The sequence below is a fragment of the Providencia zhijiangensis genome, from assembly GCF_030315915.2.
In the GTDB taxonomy this organism is placed as follows: Bacteria; Pseudomonadota; Gammaproteobacteria; order Enterobacterales; family Enterobacteriaceae; genus Providencia; species Providencia zhijiangensis.
The window spans coordinates 3,576,822-3,597,647 of the sequence record NZ_CP135990.1; the positions used below are offsets into that span (position 1 = coordinate 3,576,822).

The 20,826-nt window shown below is 43.3% G+C and carries 16 protein-coding genes; 4 read left to right on the top strand and 12 right to left on the bottom strand.

The features are described from left to right. Positions 1 to 22: 22 nt before the first annotated feature. The 3 genes from wecA to trxA all read right to left on the bottom strand — a co-directional run bounded on the left by wecA (position 23) and on the right by trxA (position 3,753). Positions 23 to 1,090: a UDP-N-acetylglucosamine--undecaprenyl-phosphate N-acetylglucosaminephosphotransferase gene (gene wecA / locus QS795_RS16375; protein ID WP_286270055.1), complete on the bottom strand. Its 1,068-nt coding sequence runs from the start codon at positions 1,088 to 1,090 to the stop codon at positions 23 to 25. 495 nt (positions 1,091 to 1,585) lie between these two features. Then, positions 1,586 to 2,845, bottom strand: a complete 1,260-nt coding sequence (gene rho, locus QS795_RS16380; protein WP_004915469.1) for a transcription termination factor Rho — start codon at positions 2,843 to 2,845, stop codon at positions 1,586 to 1,588. Positions 2,846 to 3,426: 581 nt separating this feature from the next. Continuing rightward, complete coding sequence (trxA, locus tag QS795_RS16385) at positions 3,427 to 3,753, bottom strand: thioredoxin TrxA (RefSeq protein WP_036948804.1); 327 nt, start codon at positions 3,751 to 3,753, stop codon at positions 3,427 to 3,429. 117 nt (positions 3,754 to 3,870) lie between these two features. On the opposite strand from trxA, the gene rhlB reads away from it, so the two are divergent. Next, entirely contained in the window at positions 3,871 to 5,157 is a 1,287-nt protein-coding gene (gene rhlB / locus QS795_RS16390) for an ATP-dependent RNA helicase RhlB (protein WP_318626642.1), read from the top strand. Between the two features lie 11 nt (positions 5,158 to 5,168). Continuing rightward, on the top strand, positions 5,169 to 6,671 hold the full coding sequence (gene gppA, locus QS795_RS16395; protein ID WP_318626643.1) for a guanosine-5'-triphosphate,3'-diphosphate diphosphatase: 1,503 nt from the start codon (positions 5,169 to 5,171) through the stop codon (positions 6,669 to 6,671). 66 nt (positions 6,672 to 6,737) lie between these two features. Here the strand turns inward: gppA and rep are convergent, their stop codons facing one another. After that, positions 6,738 to 8,765, bottom strand: a complete 2,028-nt coding sequence (gene rep / locus QS795_RS16400; protein WP_154628882.1) for a DNA helicase Rep — start codon at positions 8,763 to 8,765, stop codon at positions 6,738 to 6,740. A gap of 391 nt (positions 8,766 to 9,156) precedes the next feature. Beyond that, entirely contained in the window at positions 9,157 to 10,632 is a 1,476-nt protein-coding gene (gene ilvC, locus QS795_RS16405) for a ketol-acid reductoisomerase (protein WP_211886798.1), read from the bottom strand. A 188-nt stretch (positions 10,633 to 10,820) separates the two neighbouring features. On the opposite strand from ilvC, the gene ilvY reads away from it, so the two are divergent. Next, on the top strand, positions 10,821 to 11,717 hold the full coding sequence (ilvY, locus tag QS795_RS16410; protein WP_154603095.1) for an HTH-type transcriptional activator IlvY: 897 nt from the start codon (positions 10,821 to 10,823) through the stop codon (positions 11,715 to 11,717). On the opposite strand, the gene ilvA is transcribed toward ilvY, so the two are convergent. The 6 genes from ilvA to ilvL form a co-directional block, all read right to left on the bottom strand. After that, positions 11,709 to 13,283 carry a threonine ammonia-lyase, biosynthetic gene (gene ilvA, locus QS795_RS16415; RefSeq protein ID WP_318626644.1) on the bottom strand — a complete coding sequence of 525 codons (1,575 nt, stop codon included), beginning with the start codon at positions 13,281 to 13,283 and terminating at the stop codon, positions 11,709 to 11,711. The genes ilvY and ilvA overlap by 9 nt on opposite strands. 2 nt (positions 13,284 to 13,285) lie before the next feature. Further along, the gene (gene ilvD / locus QS795_RS16420) at positions 13,286 to 15,136 is read right to left on the bottom strand and encodes a dihydroxy-acid dehydratase (RefSeq protein WP_154628884.1); all 1,851 of its coding nucleotides are present in this window, start codon (positions 15,134 to 15,136) and stop codon (positions 13,286 to 13,288) included. Positions 15,137 to 15,197: 61 nt separating this feature from the next. Further along, positions 15,198 to 16,127: a branched-chain amino acid transaminase gene (locus QS795_RS16425; RefSeq protein ID WP_006658220.1), complete on the bottom strand. Its 930-nt coding sequence runs from the start codon at positions 16,125 to 16,127 to the stop codon at positions 15,198 to 15,200. A gap of 12 nt (positions 16,128 to 16,139) precedes the next feature. Further along, complete coding sequence (gene ilvM, locus QS795_RS16430; RefSeq protein ID WP_036948778.1) at positions 16,140 to 16,409, bottom strand: acetolactate synthase 2 small subunit; 270 nt, start codon at positions 16,407 to 16,409, stop codon at positions 16,140 to 16,142. After that, entirely contained in the window at positions 16,406 to 18,052 is a 1,647-nt protein-coding gene (gene ilvG / locus QS795_RS16435) for an acetolactate synthase 2 catalytic subunit (protein ID WP_318626645.1), read from the bottom strand. The genes ilvM and ilvG overlap by 4 nt, the downstream gene beginning before the upstream one ends. A 132-nt stretch (positions 18,053 to 18,184) precedes the next feature. Then, positions 18,185 to 18,283, bottom strand: coding sequence for an ilv operon leader peptide (gene ilvL, locus QS795_RS16440; protein ID WP_112837475.1), 99 nt, complete (start codon positions 18,281 to 18,283; stop codon positions 18,185 to 18,187). Positions 18,284 to 18,763: 480 nt separating this feature from the next. Here ilvL and QS795_RS16445 point away from each other — a divergent pair, with 480 nt between their 5' ends. Further along, positions 18,764 to 20,290 (top strand): YifB family Mg chelatase-like AAA ATPase, encoded by a 1,527-nt coding sequence (locus QS795_RS16445; RefSeq protein WP_318626646.1) that lies wholly within the window; start codon positions 18,764 to 18,766, stop codon positions 20,288 to 20,290. A 97-nt stretch (positions 20,291 to 20,387) separates the two neighbouring features. On the opposite strand, the gene QS795_RS16450 is transcribed toward QS795_RS16445, so the two are convergent. Continuing rightward, entirely contained in the window at positions 20,388 to 20,726 is a 339-nt protein-coding gene (locus QS795_RS16450; protein WP_154603099.1) for a MaoP family protein, read from the bottom strand. Positions 20,727 to 20,826: the final 100 nt, after the last annotated feature.

Consider the following 20,826-nt stretch of genomic DNA (forward strand, 5'->3'; position numbering starts at 1 on the left):
AACCTCTATAGTTCGTTTGTCGTTACCGGACCGCACTCTTACGCGCACGACGTCTAATTCGCTTGATAAAACGGGCGACTTTCCATGCTCGCTTGATGCAGTAACCATACATCATAAATACAAGCAAAAATAATGCCAACATTACCCATTCAGGAACGAATGAAAGGCGCTCGCCAATAATACCAATACACGCAAGAATTGCCGCAGCCAATGTGATGATTACAAATGCCCCTTTCGGGGTAAAACCTGAGCGCATAATCAAGTGATGAATATGCTGACGATCCGGTGAGAATGGACTCATACCTTTACGAATACGGCGGTACATAATTGCCACCATATCCATAAGCGGAATAGCAATAATCCATAATGCAGTCACAGGGTTTATTGGATGAAAGTCTTCTTGTGTTGATGCTACCAAGATCCAAATAATGGTAAAACCAATCAATGTACTTCCCGCATCCCCCATGAACACTTTAAAGCGACGCCCTAAAACACCCATATTCATGAGAATATAAGGAAGGATAGCCGCTATAAATGCAAAACACCAAAACGCTAACGCATAGTTACCATTTTGATACAGTAAGAAACCAAGGGCTCCAAAGGAAACCGAGGACAATCCGCCTAATAAGCCATCGATGCCATCGACCATGTTAAAGGCATTGATCGCAGCCCAAACGGCAAATAAGGTGACGATATAACCAAATGGTCCAAGTACCAGTTCCCAAGGACCAAATGCATGGCCTAGAGACTCTAATGACAACCCACCTGCTGTCATCATGACGACAGCGACGATAGCTTGAACCCCAGCGCGTAATTTCACGCTGATATCAAACCTATCATCCAGAGCACCAACGAATACTAAGAGCCCCGCACAAGCAATATATAGCCATTTATGGGGAATGTATTCTTCCGTGATCATAAACGCGAAGCAAACGCCAAAGAAAACAGAGATCCCTCCAACGAGAGGAACCAATCCTACGTGTTTCTTCCTGAAATTCGGTTTATCAACCAAGCCAATTTTTGGCGCCACAATACGCGCGACAAAAATAAAGACAAAGGTAAACAAAAAAACATAGAAGAGATTACTCATAAAGTGTGTGCTATCCACTGTTCTACTCTCTTATATTTCTATCTAACTTTTAAACACTAAAAATCTGGGTTGTTATGATAAATAATCGCCATCACGTAATTACAGCTAACTCAATGATAGTTACTACAGAGCATCTGGACAAAAAATACCCCGTTAAACTGAGCCTTCCCTATTCTTATCTATGCATAAAACATGTATGCACAAAACATGCCATAAAAAACAATCTCAGATTCGTTAGCCGCCATTGACGATTATTTTCACCTAAAAGAGTCAATATCAGTCATTGGATAAATCTAAGTATAAAAATTAATATAAAAAATACCATCTTATAGAGAATAAGCTAGCATCCGTTGATTATTTCATTTTGCTCATCAAGAAAGTAATTCATGCTTATGTTGATAAATAATAAAGACTATTATTTTGTGAATGTTCACTGATAAAAAAATAGGCGCCCTAATTAGAGCGCCTATTTCTATACTCATAATCCTAACGAGACTATGCTCTTTTCATAAAATCAAAGAACTCTTCGTTAGTCTTAGTCATTGCTAATTTGCTGATGAGGAATTCCATTGCATCGATTTCGCCCATTGGGTGAATAATCTTACGCAGGATCCACATTTTTTGCAGCTCATCTTGGGAGGTGAGCAGCTCTTCTTTACGTGTACCAGAGCGGTTGTAATCAATCGCAGGGAAAACACGTTTTTCAGCAATTTTACGGGACAGGTGTAATTCCATGTTACCTGTTCCTTTAAATTCTTCGTAAATCACTTCATCCATTTTGGAACCGGTATCAACTAACGCGGTCGCGATGATAGTCAAGCTACCACCTTCTTCAACGTTACGAGCAGCACCGAAGAAACGTTTTGGACGATGTAATGCGTTTGCGTCCACACCACCGGTCAATACTTTACCTGATGAAGGAACGACGGTGTTGTATGCACGAGCAAGACGAGTAATAGAATCCAGTAAAATGATAACGTCTTTTTTATGCTCAACCAGACGTTTCGCTTTCTCGATAACCATTTCAGCAACTTGGACGTGACGTGCAGCTGGCTCATCAAACGTTGAAGCGATAACTTCACCTTTCACTAAGCGTTGCATCTCAGTAACTTCTTCTGGACGCTCATCAATCAGCAGAACCATCAATACGCAGTCAGGGTAGTTATGGGCAATGTTAGCCGCAATATTTTGCAGTAACATGGTTTTACCCGCTTTCGGTGGTGCAACGATCAAACCACGCTGTCCACGACCGATAGGTGCGGCTAAATCCAATACACGCGCCGTTAAATCTTCAGTAGAACCGTTACCACGCTCCATGCGCAGACGATTATTGGCATGTAATGGGGTTAAGTTTTCAAAAAGGATTTTGCTGCGGGCATTTTCAGGTTTGTCAAAGTTAACTTCGTTAACTTTCAAGAGTGCAAAATAGCGTTCACCTTCTTTCGGGGGACGAATTTTTCCTGAAATGGTGTCGCCGGTGCGTAGGTTAAAGCGGCGAATTTGGCTAGGGGAAACATAGATATCATCAGGGCCTGCGAGGTAAGAACTGTCTGCTGAACGGAGGAAACCAAATCCATCCTGCAATATTTCCAGTACGCCATCGCCGAAAATATCTTCTCCACTTTTAGCATGCTGCTTCAAAATTGAGAAAATAATATCCTGCTTTCTCATACGGGCTAAGTTCTCTAGCCCCATGTTTTCGCCTAACGTAATCAGTTCTGATACAGGCGTATTTTTTAATTCGGTAAGATTCATAATGGTGGGTTCTTTAACTCGGGGTATTTCTCGAACTATGAACGTAAATTGGAGGCAACTTTTATAGTGAACCTATTTAGTATAGTGAACCTATGAAGCGCCAGTTTAACTTTATAGTGCCCTGTTGATAGATATGGACTCATAACCAACAACAATGCATTAAAATTTGTGCTAGCTACAACTAATATTGCTGTGAAGGTGTTGTGACTAACGAAAGCGTTGTAATCATCAAGATGACATGCCGCATATTATTAGAAACGTAATCAATATTAGCAATAGTTTTTTATACATTTTAGGACAACATCTTATCCCTAATACAGCCCATTTATTTACTCAAGACTCAAGTCACAGTGATACAACCATGAATTATCAACTTTAGATTAATAGTCAGTAACTAAAATTGGCATTGAACAGAACTGCAAGCTAGATGTTTCAGAAAAGAGCAAAGGAAAACAAGGTAATTCTTATGGGTACTCTATGAGGAATGCGGATAACTTATCATGCTTAAATGGGGACGTCTAGCGACTCTCTATATAAAATAAATGCGCCGCTAAACGTTTTGGCTTATATAAAGCTATAACTTACAGATTTTCGTCTAGAAATTCTTTCAGTTGAGTTTTAGATAAAGCACCAACTTTAGTTGCAGCTACACTGCCGTTTTTGAATAATAACAGTGTAGGGATACCGCGAATACCAAATTTTGGGGCAGTCGCTGGATTATCATCAATATTCAGTTTTGCGATAGTCACTTTGCCTGTATATTCTTCAGCAACTTCATCAAGGATTGGCGCGATCATTTTACAAGGTCCACACCATGCAGCCCAGAAGTCGACTAAAACAGGTGAACTTGCATTTAGAACGTCTGACTCAAAACTTGCATCAGTAATATGTTTAATTTTGTCGCTCATGTTGTACTCCAAAGGATCATTTTTACAGACATAGTGTAACATTAATTGGCAGCAGTATGCTTTATTTCAAAAGATACACTTTCGTAAACCAACCGATAACTGATATTCTAACATACTATGAGTAAAGCACACTTGACAGAAAAGAAGTTTTCCGACTTCGCATTGCACCCAAAAGTCATTGAAGCACTTAATAAAAAAGGCTTCAACTTTTGCACGCCTATTCAGGCGTCTACCCTGCCTTATACTGTCGAAGGCAAAGATGTTGCGGGGCAAGCACAAACAGGTACAGGTAAAACGTTAGCATTCCTAACGTCTACATTTCATTTTCTCTTAACTCACCCGGCAATCGAGGGGAAAAAAACCAATCAGCCACGTGCGCTGATCATGGCTCCTACTCGTGAATTAGCCGTACAGATTTACTCAGATGCTAAAGAGCTGGCTGAGTACACTGGTTTGAAAATGGGTCTAGCCTATGGTGGTGATGGCTATGACGAGCAGTTACGCGTATTACAAAACGGCGTTGATATCCTTATTGGAACAACCGGTCGTCTTATTGATTATGCAAAACAAGGTCACGTTGATTTAGCGGCTATCCAAGTTGTTGTTTTGGATGAAGCTGACCGTATGTACGACCTCGGTTTTATTAAAGATATTCGTTGGTTATTCCGCCGTATGCCTGGCGCAACAGACCGACTCAACTTACTGTTCTCAGCAACACTCTCTTACCGCGTTAGAGAATTAGCGTTTGAACAAATGAACAGCCCGGAATATGTGGAAGTTGAACCACTACAAAAAACCGGTCACCGTATTAAAGAAGAGCTATTTTATCCATCCAACGAAGAAAAAATGCGCCTACTGCAAACGCTACTCGAAGAAGAGTGGCCAGAGCGCTGCATTATTTTCGCCAATACGAAGCATCGTTGTGATGATATCTGGGCTCACCTTGCTGCCGATGGCCACCGTGTCGGGTTATTAACTGGCGATGTCGCACAGAAAAAACGTCTGCGCATTTTAGAACAGTTCACCCAAGGTCAAATTGATATCTTGGTTGCGACTGACGTTGCTGCTCGTGGATTACATATTCCATCAGTAACTCATGTATTTAACTATGATTTACCTGACGATTGCGAAGACTATGTGCACCGTATTGGACGTACAGGTCGTGCAGGTGAAAGCGGAAATTCTATCAGCTTAGCATGTGAAGAATACGCACTAAACTTACCTGCAATCGAAGAGTATATTCAGCACTCCATCCCTGTCAGTAAATATAACAGTGATGCACTGCTGAGCGACCTGCCGGCACCAAAACGCCGTCACCGTCCGCGCCCTAGTGGTCCACGCCGCAATTCTAATGCGCCGCGTCGCCATAATGGCCCACGTAATAACCATAAACGTGCAGGCTGAGTAAATACCCTATGCTGAAATCTTCTTCTCTGTATGCCGCTATCGATTTGGGTTCCAACAGCTTTCATATGCTGGTTGTTCGCGAAACTGCAGGTAGCATTCAGATTATTTCTCGGGTTAAACGGAAAGTTCGTCTGGCAGCGGGTTTAGATAAAGATAATATTTTATCTGAGCAAGCCATGGAACGAGGCTGGCAATGCCTGCGTCTCTTCTCAGAACATCTGCAAGATATTCCTAACTCGCAAATTCGAGTTGTGGCAACCGCGACATTACGCCTTGCCAAAAATGCCGATGCCTTTATTGAGAAAGCCAGCCAAATCCTCGGAAATCCCGTAAAAATAATCCAAGGAGAAGAAGAAGCTCGCTTGATTTATCAAGGCGTCGCCCATACAACTGGCGGGCCAGAGCAACGCTTAGTGGTCGATATCGGGGGCGGCAGCACCGAACTTGTCACCGGTACAGGCGCTAAAGCTCAGCTACTTTATAGCCTAGAAATGGGCTGTGTGACTTGGCTTGAACGCTACTTTAGCGACAGAACGCTAACAGAAGAAAACTTCGCTCAAGCCGAAGCGGCAGCTCAACACGTTATTGCGCCTATCGCAGATACCCTTAAAAACCATGGGTGGAAAATTTGTGTCGGTGCATCGGGTACTGTACAAGCGATTCAGGAAATCATGATTGCTCAAGGGATGGATGAACTCATCACTCTGAGTAAATTACAGCAACTGAAACATAAAGCTATCCTGTGCCATAAATTAGAAGAGCTTGAAATCGAGGGCCTCACGTTTGAACGTGCCCTCGTTTTCCCAAGTGGCTTATCGATCCTGATCGCAATTTTCAAAGCTCTGAATATCGAAAATATGACATTAGCCGGCGGCGCTCTTCGCGAAGGCTTAGTGTATGGCATGCTTGAACTGCCTATTGAGCAAGATATTCGCGCACGCACGCTACGCAATATTCAGCGTCGCTTCCTTGTGGATATTGAACAGGCTAGCCGCGTGCGCCAGCTTGCTGAACATTTCTACCTGCAAGTTGCCAAAGAGTGGGAATTAGATAGCCGTTGCCGTGATTTATTATCCAGCGCTTGTGCATTACATGAGATTGGGCTGAGTGTTGATTTTCGCAAAGGCCCAGAGCACGCAAGTTATTTAATCACTCACCTTGATTTACCAGGCTTCACGCCAGCGCAAAAACGCTTTCTCGCGGTTCTTCTCAAGAACCAGCAAGGTCAAATCGACCTCGCTTCGCAGAGCCAACAAAATGCATTACCTATTCAGCAAACTTACGCATTATGCCGTTTATTGCGCCTAGCCATTATTTTTGCCAGCCGTAGACGTGACGATACATTACCAGCATTGCGCCTTAACGCTAATGGGCAAGATTTAACCATCGCACTGCCATACCGCTGGCTTGAGGAACACCCTTTACGAGCTGAAAATTTACAGCAAGAAGTTCAGTGGCAAGGGTATGTGAATTGGCAACTGGCCTTAGAAGAGCGTAATAGCTCCAATTGATATCGCTCTAAATTGATCATGATAGGTTCCCACCTCGTCGTGGGAACTCTCTCTTAAACTCTTTTGCTACTGATCAGTTTTCTTATTTAACCCCAAGCGTGCCTTGATATCCGCTAAAGCGGACTGCCCTTTTTGCATTCGCTCTTCAGCGGTAACCACTTTTCGTTGTTGTTCCCACACCAAATCATCTTGCGGTAATTCCATCAAAAAGCGGCTCAGTTCAGGGCGGATCAGTTCGCCGTATTGGCGACGCTCACGGCTATGAGTAAAGAATAACTCTCGCTGCGCTCGCGTAATTCCCACGTAAGCCAGTCGACGCTCTTCATCAATATTATTTTCATCAATACTACTTTGATGAGGCAATAATCCCTCTTCCATTCCAACTAAGAAAACATAAGGAAATTCAAGACCTTTAGATGCGTGCAATGTCATCAACTGAACCTGATCTGAATCTTCATCATCTTCCCCACGTTCCATCATATCGCGCAGCGTAAAGCGAGTGACAACCTGATTGAGCGTCATTGGATCATTTAGCTCATCCCCTTCAATCATTTCGCTCATCCATGTAAACAATTGATTGACGTTTTTCATTCGCATTTCGGCGGCTTTGGTACTGGCCGAGGTTTCATACAACCAACTCTCATAGTCCATTTCCCGTAAAAGATCCCGTACCGCTATCAATGGTTCACGCTCCGAAATCCGGACTATCCCTTCCATCCAATGAGTGAAACGCTGCAACGCTTCCAAGCCTTTCCCTGTTAAAGTTTGTTCCAGACCTAAATCAAAGCTGGCGTGATATAAGCTTTTGCCTCGCTGATTCGCCCATTCTCCCAATTTTTGGATAGTTTTAGGGCCAATTTCTCGGCGCGGCGTATTCACAATACGTAAAAAAGCACTGTCATCTTCAGGGTTAGTCAGCACCCGCAAATAAGCTAAAAGATCTTTAATTTCAGGACGTGAGAAAAAGGATGTCCCTCCCGAAATTCGGTAAGGAATACGGTTTTGCATCAGCATTTTTTCAAAAATACGAGACTGATGATTGCCTCGATACAAGATCGCATAATCTTTATATTGGGTTTTATTAATAAAGTGGTGAGCAATTAATTCACCAATCACACGTTCCGCTTCATGGTCTTCATTATTTGCAGTCAGCACCTTTAATGGCGCCCCATAACCCAACTCAGAAAATAATTTTTTCTCGAAGACATGGGGGTTATTGGCAATCAAAATGTTGGCCGCTTTCAAAATACGGCCCGATGAGCGGTAATTTTGCTCCAGCTTAATCACATTCAGTTTTGGAAAATCTTGGCTGAGTAACACTAAGTTTTGAGGCCTCGCACCACGCCAAGAATAAATAGACTGGTCATCATCACCAACGACGGTAAAGCGGGCACGGCTGCCCACGAGTAATTTCACTAGCTGATACTGACTGGTGTTCGTATCTTGGTATTCATCCACCAGCAAATAACGAATTTTTTGCTGCCAACGCTCACGGACTTCTTCATTATGATAAAGCAGCAATGTTGGTTTGCTGATTAAGTCATCAAAATCCAAGACATTACAACTTTTTAAATGCAGCTCATAGCGGCGATAGCACTCAGCAAAATGGTGCTCTTTTTCCGTTCTCGCTTGCCCAACCACTTGCTGCGGAGAGATCAGATCGTTTTTCCAATTTGAGATCGCCGAGATCAGCTGTTGAAGAAGATCTTTATCTTCCTCAAGCAGATCAAATGTGAGTTCTTTGAGTAACGCCATTTGGTCTTGGTCATCAAACAAAGAAAAATTAGCTTTGATCCCTAACGCTTTATATTCGCGTTTGATAATTTCCAGTCCCAAAGTATGGAATGTGGAAATGATTAGCCCTCGGGCTTCTTTTTTACCTAATGTTTGTCCCACACGCTCTTTCATTTCGCGCGCGGCTTTATTGGTAAATGTTACCGCCGCAATTTGCCGAGGCTGATAACCACAATGGCGGATCAGATGCGCAATTTTATTGGTAATAACCCGTGTTTTACCTGAGCCTGCCCCTGCCAAAACAAGGCACGGACCATCTACATATTCAACTGCCTGTTGCTGGCTAGGATTTAATCGCATGGTTTCTCTGCATCACTTAGTTATTCAAAAAGGAATTCGCTACAGATTGTAGCAGAAACCCACCCAACTCTTGAGCAACGATCCTGCCTATTTATAAAAAACAAAAAACCACATCATTCAGCAGAGCGATGTGGTTTTGTTTGCTTTCTGTTTTCTGTTTTTTTTGACAGCCATACATTTTTCTAAACTATTCGCGTTAGAGGAAGGCGGCAAAGGAGGTTATCCCAAGGAGCATACATTAGTATGTGACTTGGGTAACCGAGCGCAGCCAACGCGCCTATCACGCGAAGAGTGACGAAAAATTAGGTTATCTCAAGGAGCATACATTGAGTATGTGACTTGGGTAACCGAACGCAGCCAACGCGCCTATCACGCGAAGAGTGACGAAAAATCAACTTCCAACTGAAATTTTCTTCATATCCGTCATATACCCCCGTAAAACCTTACCGATCTTCTCGATAGGATGATTACGGATAGCTTCGTTGATATCACGTAATTGCGCGTTATCGGTACCATTATCTGCAACTGGTTTCGCTAAATCACCCGCTTGTAACTTGGTCATAAACTCTTTCAGCATTGGAACCGCTGCGAATGAGAACAGGTAGTTACCGTACTCCGCAGTATCCGAGATAACCACGTTCATTTCATATAAACGCTTACGTGCAATTGTGTTAGCAATCAATGGCAGCTCATGCAGTGATTCATAATATGCTGACTCTTCTAAGATACCCGCTTCCAACATAGTATCGAATGCTAACTCAACACCCGCTTTAACCATCGCAACTAACAGAACGCCGTGGTCAAAATATTCTTGCTCTGCAATTTTGCCTGCAAATTCTGGGTAGTTTTCAAAAGATGATTTGCCGGTCTCTTCGCGCCATGTCAGTAAGTTTTTATCATTATTCGCCCAATCCGCCATCATTGTTGATGAAAACTCACCAGAAATAATGTCATCCATATGTTTTTGGAACAGTGGCGCTAAAATGGTTTTCAGCTGCTCTGATAAAGCATAAGCACGGATTTTCGCTGGGTTAGACAAACGATCCATCATCAGGGTGATGCCGCCCTGTTTCAGTGCTTCAGTGATTGTTTCCCAACCAAACTGAATTAATTTCCCTGCATAGCCTGGCTCTACGCCATCGGCAACCATTTTGTCATAGCTCAGTAACGCACCTGCCTGCAACATACCGCACAGAATTGTTTGCTCACCCATTAAGTCAGACTTAACTTCAGCAACGAAAGAGGACTCCAGAACGCCCGCACGATGGCCACCCGTTGCTGCTGCCCATGCTTTCGCAATCGCCATACCCTCACCTTTCGGATCATTTTCAGGGTGAACCGCGATCAACGTTGGAACACCGAAGCCACGCTTATACTCTTCACGAACTTCGGTACCCGGACATTTTGGAGCAACCATCACAACCGTGATGTCTTTACGAATTTCTTCACCAACCTCAACGATGTTGAAACCGTGAGAATAACCTAACGCAGCACCTTGTTTCATCATTGGCTGAACCGCACGAACAACGGTAGAGTGTTGTTTGTCTGGCGTTAAGTTAACAACTAAATCTGCTTCAGGGATCAGTTCTTCATAAGTCCCAACTTTGAAGCCATTTTCTGTCGCTTTACGCCATGATGCACGTTTTTCTGCGATCGCTTCTGGACGCAAAGCATAAGCGATATCTAAACCAGAGTCGCGCATGTTCAAACCTTGGTTCAGTCCTTGAGCACCACAACCGACGATGACGATTTTTTTACCTTTCAGATAGCCTGCTTCATCCGCAAATTCTTCGCGTTTCATGAAACGACACTTGCCTAATTGCGCTAACTGCTCACGTAAATTCAATGTATTAAAATAATTCGCCATGGTCTTACTCCATTATTCGGTCAGTGTTCTGTTGTGTTCGTATTATCAGGCAATTTCGTTACCTGTTGCTCATTATTGAGCAGTTATGGATTTACTATATGCGATGATGAGCATTGCTTAAATTGATATATTAACAATATAATGTTGCAATATTTGCAACATCAATCAAGGTATCATCAGAGGGCAAAATGGATATTCGTGATCTACAACTGTTTTTGCACTTAGCTGAAAGTTGCCACTTTGGTCGCACATCAAAAGCCATGCATGTCAGTCCATCCACACTATCAAGACAAATTCAGCGTTTGGAAGATCAACTGGGTCATCCACTATTCATTCGTGATAACCGCTCGGTGAAACTGACCCAAGCGGGTGAGCATCTCAAACAGTTTGCCCAACAAACATTGTTACAATATCAGCAGCTAAAGCATGCGCTTAATCAGCAAAGCCCATCACTAAGTGGCGAATTACGCCTATTCTGCTCGGTCACTGCGGCATATAGTCATTTACCTCAAGTGCTTGATAAATTTCGTGCTTTGCATCCGCTCGTTGAAATAAAACTCACCACGGGCGATGCCGCAGATGCCGTTGAAAAAGTCGAAACCAAAGAGGCGGATTTAGGCATCGCAGGTAAACCTGAAAAATTGCCAGATAACGTGCGATTCGCCAAAATTGGGGAAATCCCCCTCGTACTTATTGCCCCATCACTACCTTGCGCAGTACGGAGTATGGTGACTGAAGAGGAGCCGGATTGGTCTACGGTACCGTTCATTCTTCCTGAACATGGCCCTTCTCGTAAACGTATTGAATTATGGTTTAAGCGTCATCGAATCCATAACCCGGTAATTTATGCGACGGTTTCGGGTCATGAAGCCATTGTGTCTATGGTGGCATTGGGCTGTGGTATTGCATTAATACCAAGTGTCGTCGTTGATAATAGCCCCGAGCCTGTCCGTAGCCGTGTATCTCAACTCGATAATATTTCGATGGTAGAACCATTTGAACTTGGCGTTTGCCTGCTCAGCAAACGCCTAAGTGAACCATTAATTAAAGCATTCTGGGAATTGCTCCCAGAACACTCAATCTAATGTTCTTTTGCTATCTTGCGGCGCTAGAAAGAAACGGAATGACGGATTTCCCGTTTCATCATGATATTCATATCCTAGTGCATCAAGGTGGCGATCAAAGCGTACTTCTGGACCAGAAAGCTCAAAGGCCGCCAGCACTCTCCCATAGTCTGTTCCGTGACTACGATAATGAAATAGCGTGATATTCCAGTGAGTTCCCAGTGTTTCTAGGAACTTCAATAATGCCCCTGGAGATTCAGGAAACTCAAAGCTATACAATTTTTCATCTAATGGCTTCGATGGTCGCCCACCTATCATATAGCGCACATGCAGCTTCGCCATTTCATCATCCGATAAATCAGCCACTTCATAACCATTATTTTGCAGCCCTTGAATGATGTCATGCCGCTCTTGCTCACCACCATTTAAGCGAACACCCACAAAAATGCAGGCTCGCTCTGGATCAACATCTGTATAACGATAATTAAACTCAGTGATTGAGCGGTTACCAAGCAATTGGCAGAATCGCAAAAAACTGCCTTTCTGTTCAGGAATAGTCACTGCAAGAATCGCTTCTCGTTGTTCACCTAATTCACAACGCTCGGATACATAACGTAAACCATGGAAGTTCATGTTGGCGCCTGACAGAATATGCGCCAGCCTTTCACCTTTAATGTTATGTTGCTGAACATATTTTTTCAGTCCCGCCAGCGCTAATGCCCCCGACGGTTCTGCAATCGCTCTCACATCTTCAAAAATATCCTTCAGTGCCGCACAAATGGCATCACTATCTACGGTGATCACATCATCGACATACTGCTGGCATAGTCGAAAGGTTTCGTCGCCAATACGTTTCACGGCAACGCCTTCCGCAAATAAACCAACACGAGGGAGATCAACGGGATGACCAGCTTCTAATGCCGCTTTTAAGCAAGCAGCATCTTCAGCTTCTACACCGATAATCTTAATTTCAGGCATCAACTGCTTGATTAATACAGCGACGCCGGCAATCAATCCACCGCCCCCAACAGGCACAAAAATACGGTCGAGGTGAGCATCCTGCTGAAGGAGTTCTAGTGCAATAGTTGCTTGACCTGCTATCACAGATGGATGATCAAACGGCGGTACAAAGGTATATCCTTCGCGTTTTGCCATCTCAATTGCGTGAGCTTTAGCTTCATCAAAATTTGCGCCGTATAAAATGGCCTCTCCACCAAAGCTGCGAACAGCATCCACTTTGATATCTGCGGTTGCTACTGGCATAACAATTTTGGCTTTAATACCAACACGATTAGCCGACAACGCTACGCCCTGTGCATGATTTCCCGCTGATGCAGTGACAACACCTTTAGCTTTTTGCTCTTCGGTCAAGCCCGCAATCATGGCGTAAGCACCACGTAACTTAAAACTATGAACTGGCTGTCTATCTTCGCGTTTGACTAAAATGGTGTTTCCCATACGCGAAGAGAGTTTGCTCATTTCCTGAAGCGGTGTCACTTGCGCCGCTTCATAAACTGGCGCACTGAGCGCCGCCTTCAGATAGTCGGCACCTGTCGGTGCCGCTGGTAATGGTTTTGCGGCTGCCACAATTAGCCTCCTAATTTAGACTTATCGCGTACAGCGCCTTTATCCGCACTCGTCGCCAAAGAAGCATAAGCGCGTAAAGCGAAAGAAACCTCACGTTGACGGTTACGCGGAGTATAGGCTTTATCTCCACGCGCTAATTCCGCTTCACGACGTTTTGCCAGCTCACTGTCGTTAACATCTAGGGACATGGTACGTTTTGGAATATTGATATCGATAATATCCCCATCTTGTACCAGAGCCAGTAATCCACCGCTTGCCGCTTCAGGAGAGATATGGCCGATTGATAAACCTGAACTTCCACCGGAGAAACGCCCATCGGTGATCAGTGCACAATCTTTGCCTAATCCCATCGATTTCAGATAGGAAGTTGGGTACAACATTTCTTGCATACCCGGTCCGCCTTTAGGGCCTTCATAGCGGATGACGACAACATCACCAGCGACAACTTTTCCACCTAAAATTGCCTCTACCGCATCATCTTGGCTTTCAAACACTTTCGCAGGCCCACGGAAAGTTAAGCTACCTTCATCAACCCCTGCTGTTTTCACGATACAACCATCTTCAGCGATATTTCCTGCAAGTACCGCCAAACCACCATCCAAGCTATAAGCATGTTCGAGGTTACGGATACAACCATTTTCACGGTCAGTATCCAGTGATGGCCAACGGCAATTCTGAGAAAATGCTTGGGTGGTACGAATACCCGCAGGTCCCGCTGAGAACATAGACCTTACAGACTCATCATTCGTCAACATAACATCGTACTGAGCCAATGTTTCTGGTAATGAAAGACCTAAAATATTCTTCACATCTTCCTGCAATAAACCTGCACGACTCAGCTCCCCAAGAATACCAATCACACCACCAGCACGGTGTACATCTTCCATATGATATTTTTGGGTGCTAGGTGCAACTTTACATAAATGAGGGACTTGGCGAGATAAGCGGTCGATATCATCCATGGTGAAATCCACTTCCGCTTCTTGCGCAGCCGCCAGCAAATGCAGAACGGTATTTGTGGAGCCACCCATCGCGATATCTAATGTCATCGCATTTTCAAACGCGGCTTTTGTTGCGATATTACGCGGTAATGCGCTCTCATCATTCTGCTCATAATAACGTTTAGTCAGCTCAACAATTCGCTTACCTGCATTGATAAATAACGTTTTACGATCAGCGTGAGTCGCAAGTAATGAACCATTTCCTGGCTGAGAAAGACCTAATGCCTCAGTTAAACAGTTCATTGAGTTCGCAGTAAACATTCCTGAGCATGACCCACACGTTGGACATGCTGAACGTTCAATTTTTTCACTATCTTCATCACTGACATTTGGATTTGCACCTTGGATCATCGCATCCACAAGGTCAAGTTTGATGATTTGATCTGAAAGCTTGGTTTTTCCTGCTTCCATTGGTCCGCCGGAAACAAAGATCACGGGAATGTTCAGGCGCAAAGACGCCATTAACATGCCTGGGGTAATTTTGTCACAGTTGGAGATACAGACCATGGCATCTGCACAGTGCGCATTCACCATATATTCCACAGAATCAGCAATTAGCTCTCGGGAAGGTAAGGAATACAGCATACCGCCATGCCCCATCGCAATCCCGTCATCCACAGCAATAGTGTTAAACTCTTTCGCGACGCCGCCTGCTTGTTCTATTTGTTCTGCGACGAGTTTACCTAAATCACGTAAATGTACATGACCCGGAACAAACTGAGTAAATGAGTTTACAACGGCAATAATTGGCTTACCAAAATCATCATCGGTCATACCTGTCGCGCGCCATAATGCTCGCGCACCTGCCATATTACGGCCATGAGTGGTTGTTGCTGAACGGTACTTAGGCATATCTTAACTCCCGAGTTTTAAAACAGGCGGGGAACGACCGCCTGTAATTTATAGTATTTAATTATTGAGGGTTTACTGGATCTAACCAGCCCCATTTATCTTCTGTTGTACCGTTAAATAAACCAAAGAATGCTTGCTGAATTTTCTTCGTCACAGGACCACAACGACCGATACCAACTTGGATACCATCAACACTGCGAACTGGAGTGATTTCAGCAGCTGTTCCTGTCATAAAGACTTCATCCGCTAAGTACAGAGATTCACGAGACAGCGTTTGTTCACGCACTTCGATTCCCATATCTTTCGCCAATGTCAAAATGGCATCGCGGGTGATCCCCGGTAATGCTGATGAAGTAAACGGTGGGGTGTACAGAATGCCATCTTTCACTTCAAAGATATTCTCGCCTGCGCCTTCAGAAAGATAACCATGAACATCCAGCGCGATACCTTCTTGGTAACCATGACGACGCGCTTCGCTACCAACCAATAATGACGATAGGTAGTTACCACCTGCTTTTGCACCAGTAGGAATAGTATTTGGTGCAACACGATTCCATGAAGAGACCATTGCATCAATTCCTTGGTCTAATGCCTCTTCACCTAAATACGCCCCCCAAGGGAATGCGGCTAAAATGACATCAGTACTGTAGCCATCTGGTGGATTCACGCCCATGCCCACATCACCAATGAAAACTAATGGACGAATATAGGCACTGACTAAGTTATTTTTACGCAGAGTTGCACGACAAGCTTCCATTAACTCATCGACGCTGTAGCTGACTGGCATACGGTAAATTTTCGCAGAATCATGTAAACGCTGCATGTGTTCACGATGACGGAAAACAACGGGTCCTTTGTGTGAATCATAGCAACGGACGCCTTCAAATACGGAGGTACCGTAATGCAGAGCGTGAGACATTACATGAACTTTAGCATCTGCCCATGGCGTCATTTCACCGTTAAACCAAATAAAGTCAGCTTTCTTAGTCATTTTATCTATTCCTTACATTGCACTTTGTGTGCGTAATAGTCGTGATTCTTGTTGTTTTATTTCAACTTCAGTGATGTCAGCCAACTTCGTTAACTGTGCACATAACTGTGCTAATGGTCTTTGGCTGCTGACAGTCAGTTCGATACTTACATTATCACTATCTGATAATTGATCCACATTCATAGAACTAATCCGAAATCCACGATGGCGAGTCACTCGCAAAATACGCTCTAAAACCTCGGGGCGGAAACGGGCTAATATCGAGAGTTGATGCTGCATCATAACGGTTTCTCCATCATTTTTTCGTTACTAGCCCCTGGTGGAACCAATGGCCAGACATTTTCTAATTCATTAATTGATACCTGTAATAAAAACGCACCTTCACTTGCCAGTAGCTCATCGAGTGCTGCGTCCACTTCTGATTTACATGTAATACGGCGACCTTGAATGCCAAAAGCGTTCGCTAATGCAACAAAGTCTGGGTTGTCAGTCAAAATGGTTTCACTGTAGCGTTGCTCGAAAAACAGCTCTTGCCATTGACGAACCATTCCTAAGCGTTGGTTATCTAACAATAAAATCTTAACGGGTAACTGTTTGCGTTTAATCGTTCCTAGCTCTTGGACATTCATCATGAAAGAACCATCGCCAGATACACAAACAACAGTATCTTCAGGTCGAGCGACTTGAGCACCCACTGCTGCCGGGATCCCAAAACCCATCGTTCCTAACCCGCTTGAAGTTAAAAAGTTCTCTGGTCCATCAACAACAATATGTTGAGCAGACCACATTTGGTGCTGACCAACATCTGTTGTAACAACGGTATTGGGTTTCATTTTGTCTGACAGTTGTTTCAGCAATAATGGGGCGTAGATGGGTTCACCTGGGTGGTCATAACGCCAACCAAACTCCTGCTTAAGCTGTTGAACTTCTTCCTGCCAACTCGTGATGTTTTTTGTCACCATCAATTGAGGCAATAACGCTTTCGCATCACCCAATAGTGCAACATGAGTTTGACGTAATTTATCCAATTCAACGTGATCGATATCGATATGAATAACTTTCGCATTCGGAGCAAACGTGTTTAATTTACCTGTGACTCTATCGTCAAAACGCGCACCAACTGCGATGAGTAAATCACAACGTTGCACTGAAATATTGGCAGCTTTCGTACCGTGCATCCCCAACATACCGAGATAGTTTTTATCTGCTGGGTGCACTGCTCCTAAACCTTTCAAGGTGACAACTGATGGGATCTTTGTCTGTTCGATAAAGGCTCTCAATTCAGTTACAGCCCCAGACATCCCGACTCCACCACCAATGTACAACATTGGTTTTTCTGACTGCTCTAACAGCATTCTTGCTTGCTGAATTGCATCCTCAGAAGTTGAGTCTGGTTGCTCTACAGGCATTAAATAGGGGGATAAATCTGCATGTTGCAGCTGAATATCTTTCGGAATATCAATCAGTACTGGCCCAGGACGCCCACTATTTGCGATTGCGAAAGCTTCAGCGAGAATACGAGGTAAGTCCCCTATGGATTCCACCAAAAAACTATGTTTTGTACAGGCCAGAGATAACCCTAAAACATCAATTTCCTGAAAGGCATCTGTACCAATAAACTCTGAAGCTACCTGCCCTGTGATAGCAACAACAGGGACGGAGTCGAGCAATGCGTCAGCCAACCCTGTAATCACGTTTGTTGCTCCAGGGCCTGAGGTCGCAATGCAAACACCTGTTTTTCCTGTCGAACGAGCATATCCGATGGCTGCGATAACTGCGCCTTGCTCATGGCGACACAACAAATGTTCTACGCCACCATCGTACAATGCGTCATAAACAGGCATGATAGCGCCACCTGGATATCCAAAAACAGTATCAACGCCTTGTGTCCTTAATGCTTGAACTAACCACTGTGCTCCGTTCATGTTTATCACCTATCTGCCTTTGTTTATTTGCTTGTATTTATTATGTTTTTATTATCTTTGTTGGTTTGCATAAATTTTATGTCAAAAAAAACCCCGCGCCTTTCGGTGCGGGGTTCTCGTAAGATTTGGCTACTATTTCAGCCTTCGTCGTCCAAGTGCAGCCCCGCACGGTGGGATAATAATCACCACCACGCTAATAATTAGGCTAATCACTTGGATGAATTTGTTCATGTGTTTAATCTTTTCAACTTTAATCGTTATCTTTATTAAAGAGTTATCATTTTAAAATTACTTTGACAACCCTTATTTATTTTTTTAATGATTAAGTTTTTTATCTCATTTAAATTCAATGAATTACAAAAAATTCAGACTAAACAACCATTAATAAAGTAAAAATCCAGCGATTAGCAATAATATTCACCCATGATTCAGCTCAACTCTCTGCCTTTGATTTAGCGAAATGTACGCCATCATGCCTATCCAAAAAATTAACTTAACTTAATCAATTTGCTGTTGAAACTATTATTATTCAAAAAATAAAATGAATGTAACTAGCTAAATTAAAGGCTTCAAAGCGCTTCGAAAAAAAATGAAACACCGTGCAATTAAACAATTTAATTATCGAGTCGCTTCGCAAATATCGGAATCTCAATAGGAAAATACGTCTAATCCATAACAGCATATTATGCTAGCCAATCAAGGAGATGATTTATGACGTTAGCGATTGTTTACACTCGAGCATCTATTGGATTAGACGCTCCACTTGTCACTGTTGAAGCGCATATTAGTAATGGACTACCGGGGTTAACTTTAGTTGGGTTACCAGAAACGGCAGTTAAAGAAGCGCGAGATAGAGTACGGAGTGCTATGGTTAATAGCGGCTTTGAATATCCTGTAAAAAAGATGACGGTAAACTTAGCGCCAGCAGATTTACCGAAGGAAAGTGGTCGCTATGATTTAGCTATTGCGATTGCAATACTTGCTGCATCCGGACAAATTCCTGATCAATTATTAGAGCGCCATGAGTTTCTTGGTGAATTAGCGCTCTCCGGAGATATACGTTATGTCAATGGCGGGATCCCTGCCGCTCAAGCGGCAATAAGTCAAAATAGGCAATTAATTCTATCGAAAGATAATCAATATCAACTCAGTTTATTAGCTGATAGCAGCGTCAGTTTTGCCACATCTTTACTGGAACTTTGCCATTACTTGCATCAAAAAAGTACACTATCGACTAATCAACAAGTTATTCAACATGCTGATCCCTCTGACTATGAAAACGATATTTGCGATATCATAGGCCAAGAGCAAGGAAAGCGAGCATTAGAAATCAGCGCAGCAGGTGGGCACAATTTATTATTGCTAGGTCCTCCCGGTACAGGTAAAACTATGTTAGCCCACCGGTTGATAACTTTACTGCCGTCCTTAACGCCTCAAGAAGCTCTAGAAGTCACAGCATTACATAGCCTTAGCCAAACCATGGAAACCATAGATAAGTGGCCTACACGACCATTTAGATGCCCTCACCACAATACATCAATGACCGCTTTGATTGGTGGTGGTTCATTACCTAAGCCAGGAGAGATATCCCTCGCCCATCACGGTATATTATTTTTAGATGAATTACCTGAATTCACACGCTCTGTATTAGACTCTTTACGAGAACCACTAGAATCTCATCAAATTATCATTTCAAGAGCAAAGGCTAAGGTGTGTTTCCCTGCTAACTTCCAATTAATTGCAGCCCTTAACCCTAGCCCCACAGGACATTACCAAGGAGAAATGAGTCGTTCCTCTCCAGCAAAGGTACTACGTTACTTATCACGCGTTTCAGGGCCATTCTTAGATAGGTTTGATCTCTCTATTGAGATACCTTTACTCCCTCTAGGTACTTTAAGCCAGCAAACGCATCAAGGCGAAACTAGCAAACAAATTCGCTTACGAGTTATTGAAGCAAGAAACCAACAAATCAATCGAGCTGGTAAAATTAATAGTCAGCTAACCGCAAGTGAAACAACAAAAACCTGCCTACTGGCCACTGAAGATGCACTATTCTTAGAGAATGCACTTAATAAACTAGGGCTATCTATTCGTGCTTGGCACAGAATTCTTAGAGTTTCTAGAACAATTGCAGATCTTAATTATTCATCGAATATACAACGGGAACATTTACTAGAGGCGCTAGGATATCGAGCAATGGATAAGTTATTGCTTCATTTGCAAAAACAAGTAAGCTGAAGGAATTAAGGCAAAAGTTAATGATTAGACAGAAACAACAAAAGGGACCTAAGTCCCTATTTGTTTTAATGCTTATACTGTTTTAATACTAATGAAATTAATCATCCGTATCGGTATAGTCTTCTGTTGGATCTATCTGTGGTTTACCACCTGATAGTGTATGGAAGCGCTTCGGACGATTAATTCTGCTAGAATATTTCACCCATACCTTTTCTTCAAGGGTTGTAGGTTCGCGCTCTCCACGGCAAACAGCGACGAATAATTTTTCTTCTTCTGTTTGCGCTGCGCGTTTTCCTGTATCAAGCTCATTGAAAGCTTGGCCATGACGTTCTAGCAACTGAGCTTCTTTGATGGTGAAATCACCATGACGAGAAAAGCCACGTGGGTAATGTTTATTATCAAAAAAACGATTAGTCGTGATGAAGCTATCTGCCATCTGACACACTCCTAACTGATTACGGTCAACTCTATATGGCGCGGAGTATTAGACAGCATTGACAATCTGTAAAACAAAACATTTAAATCATCACGACAAA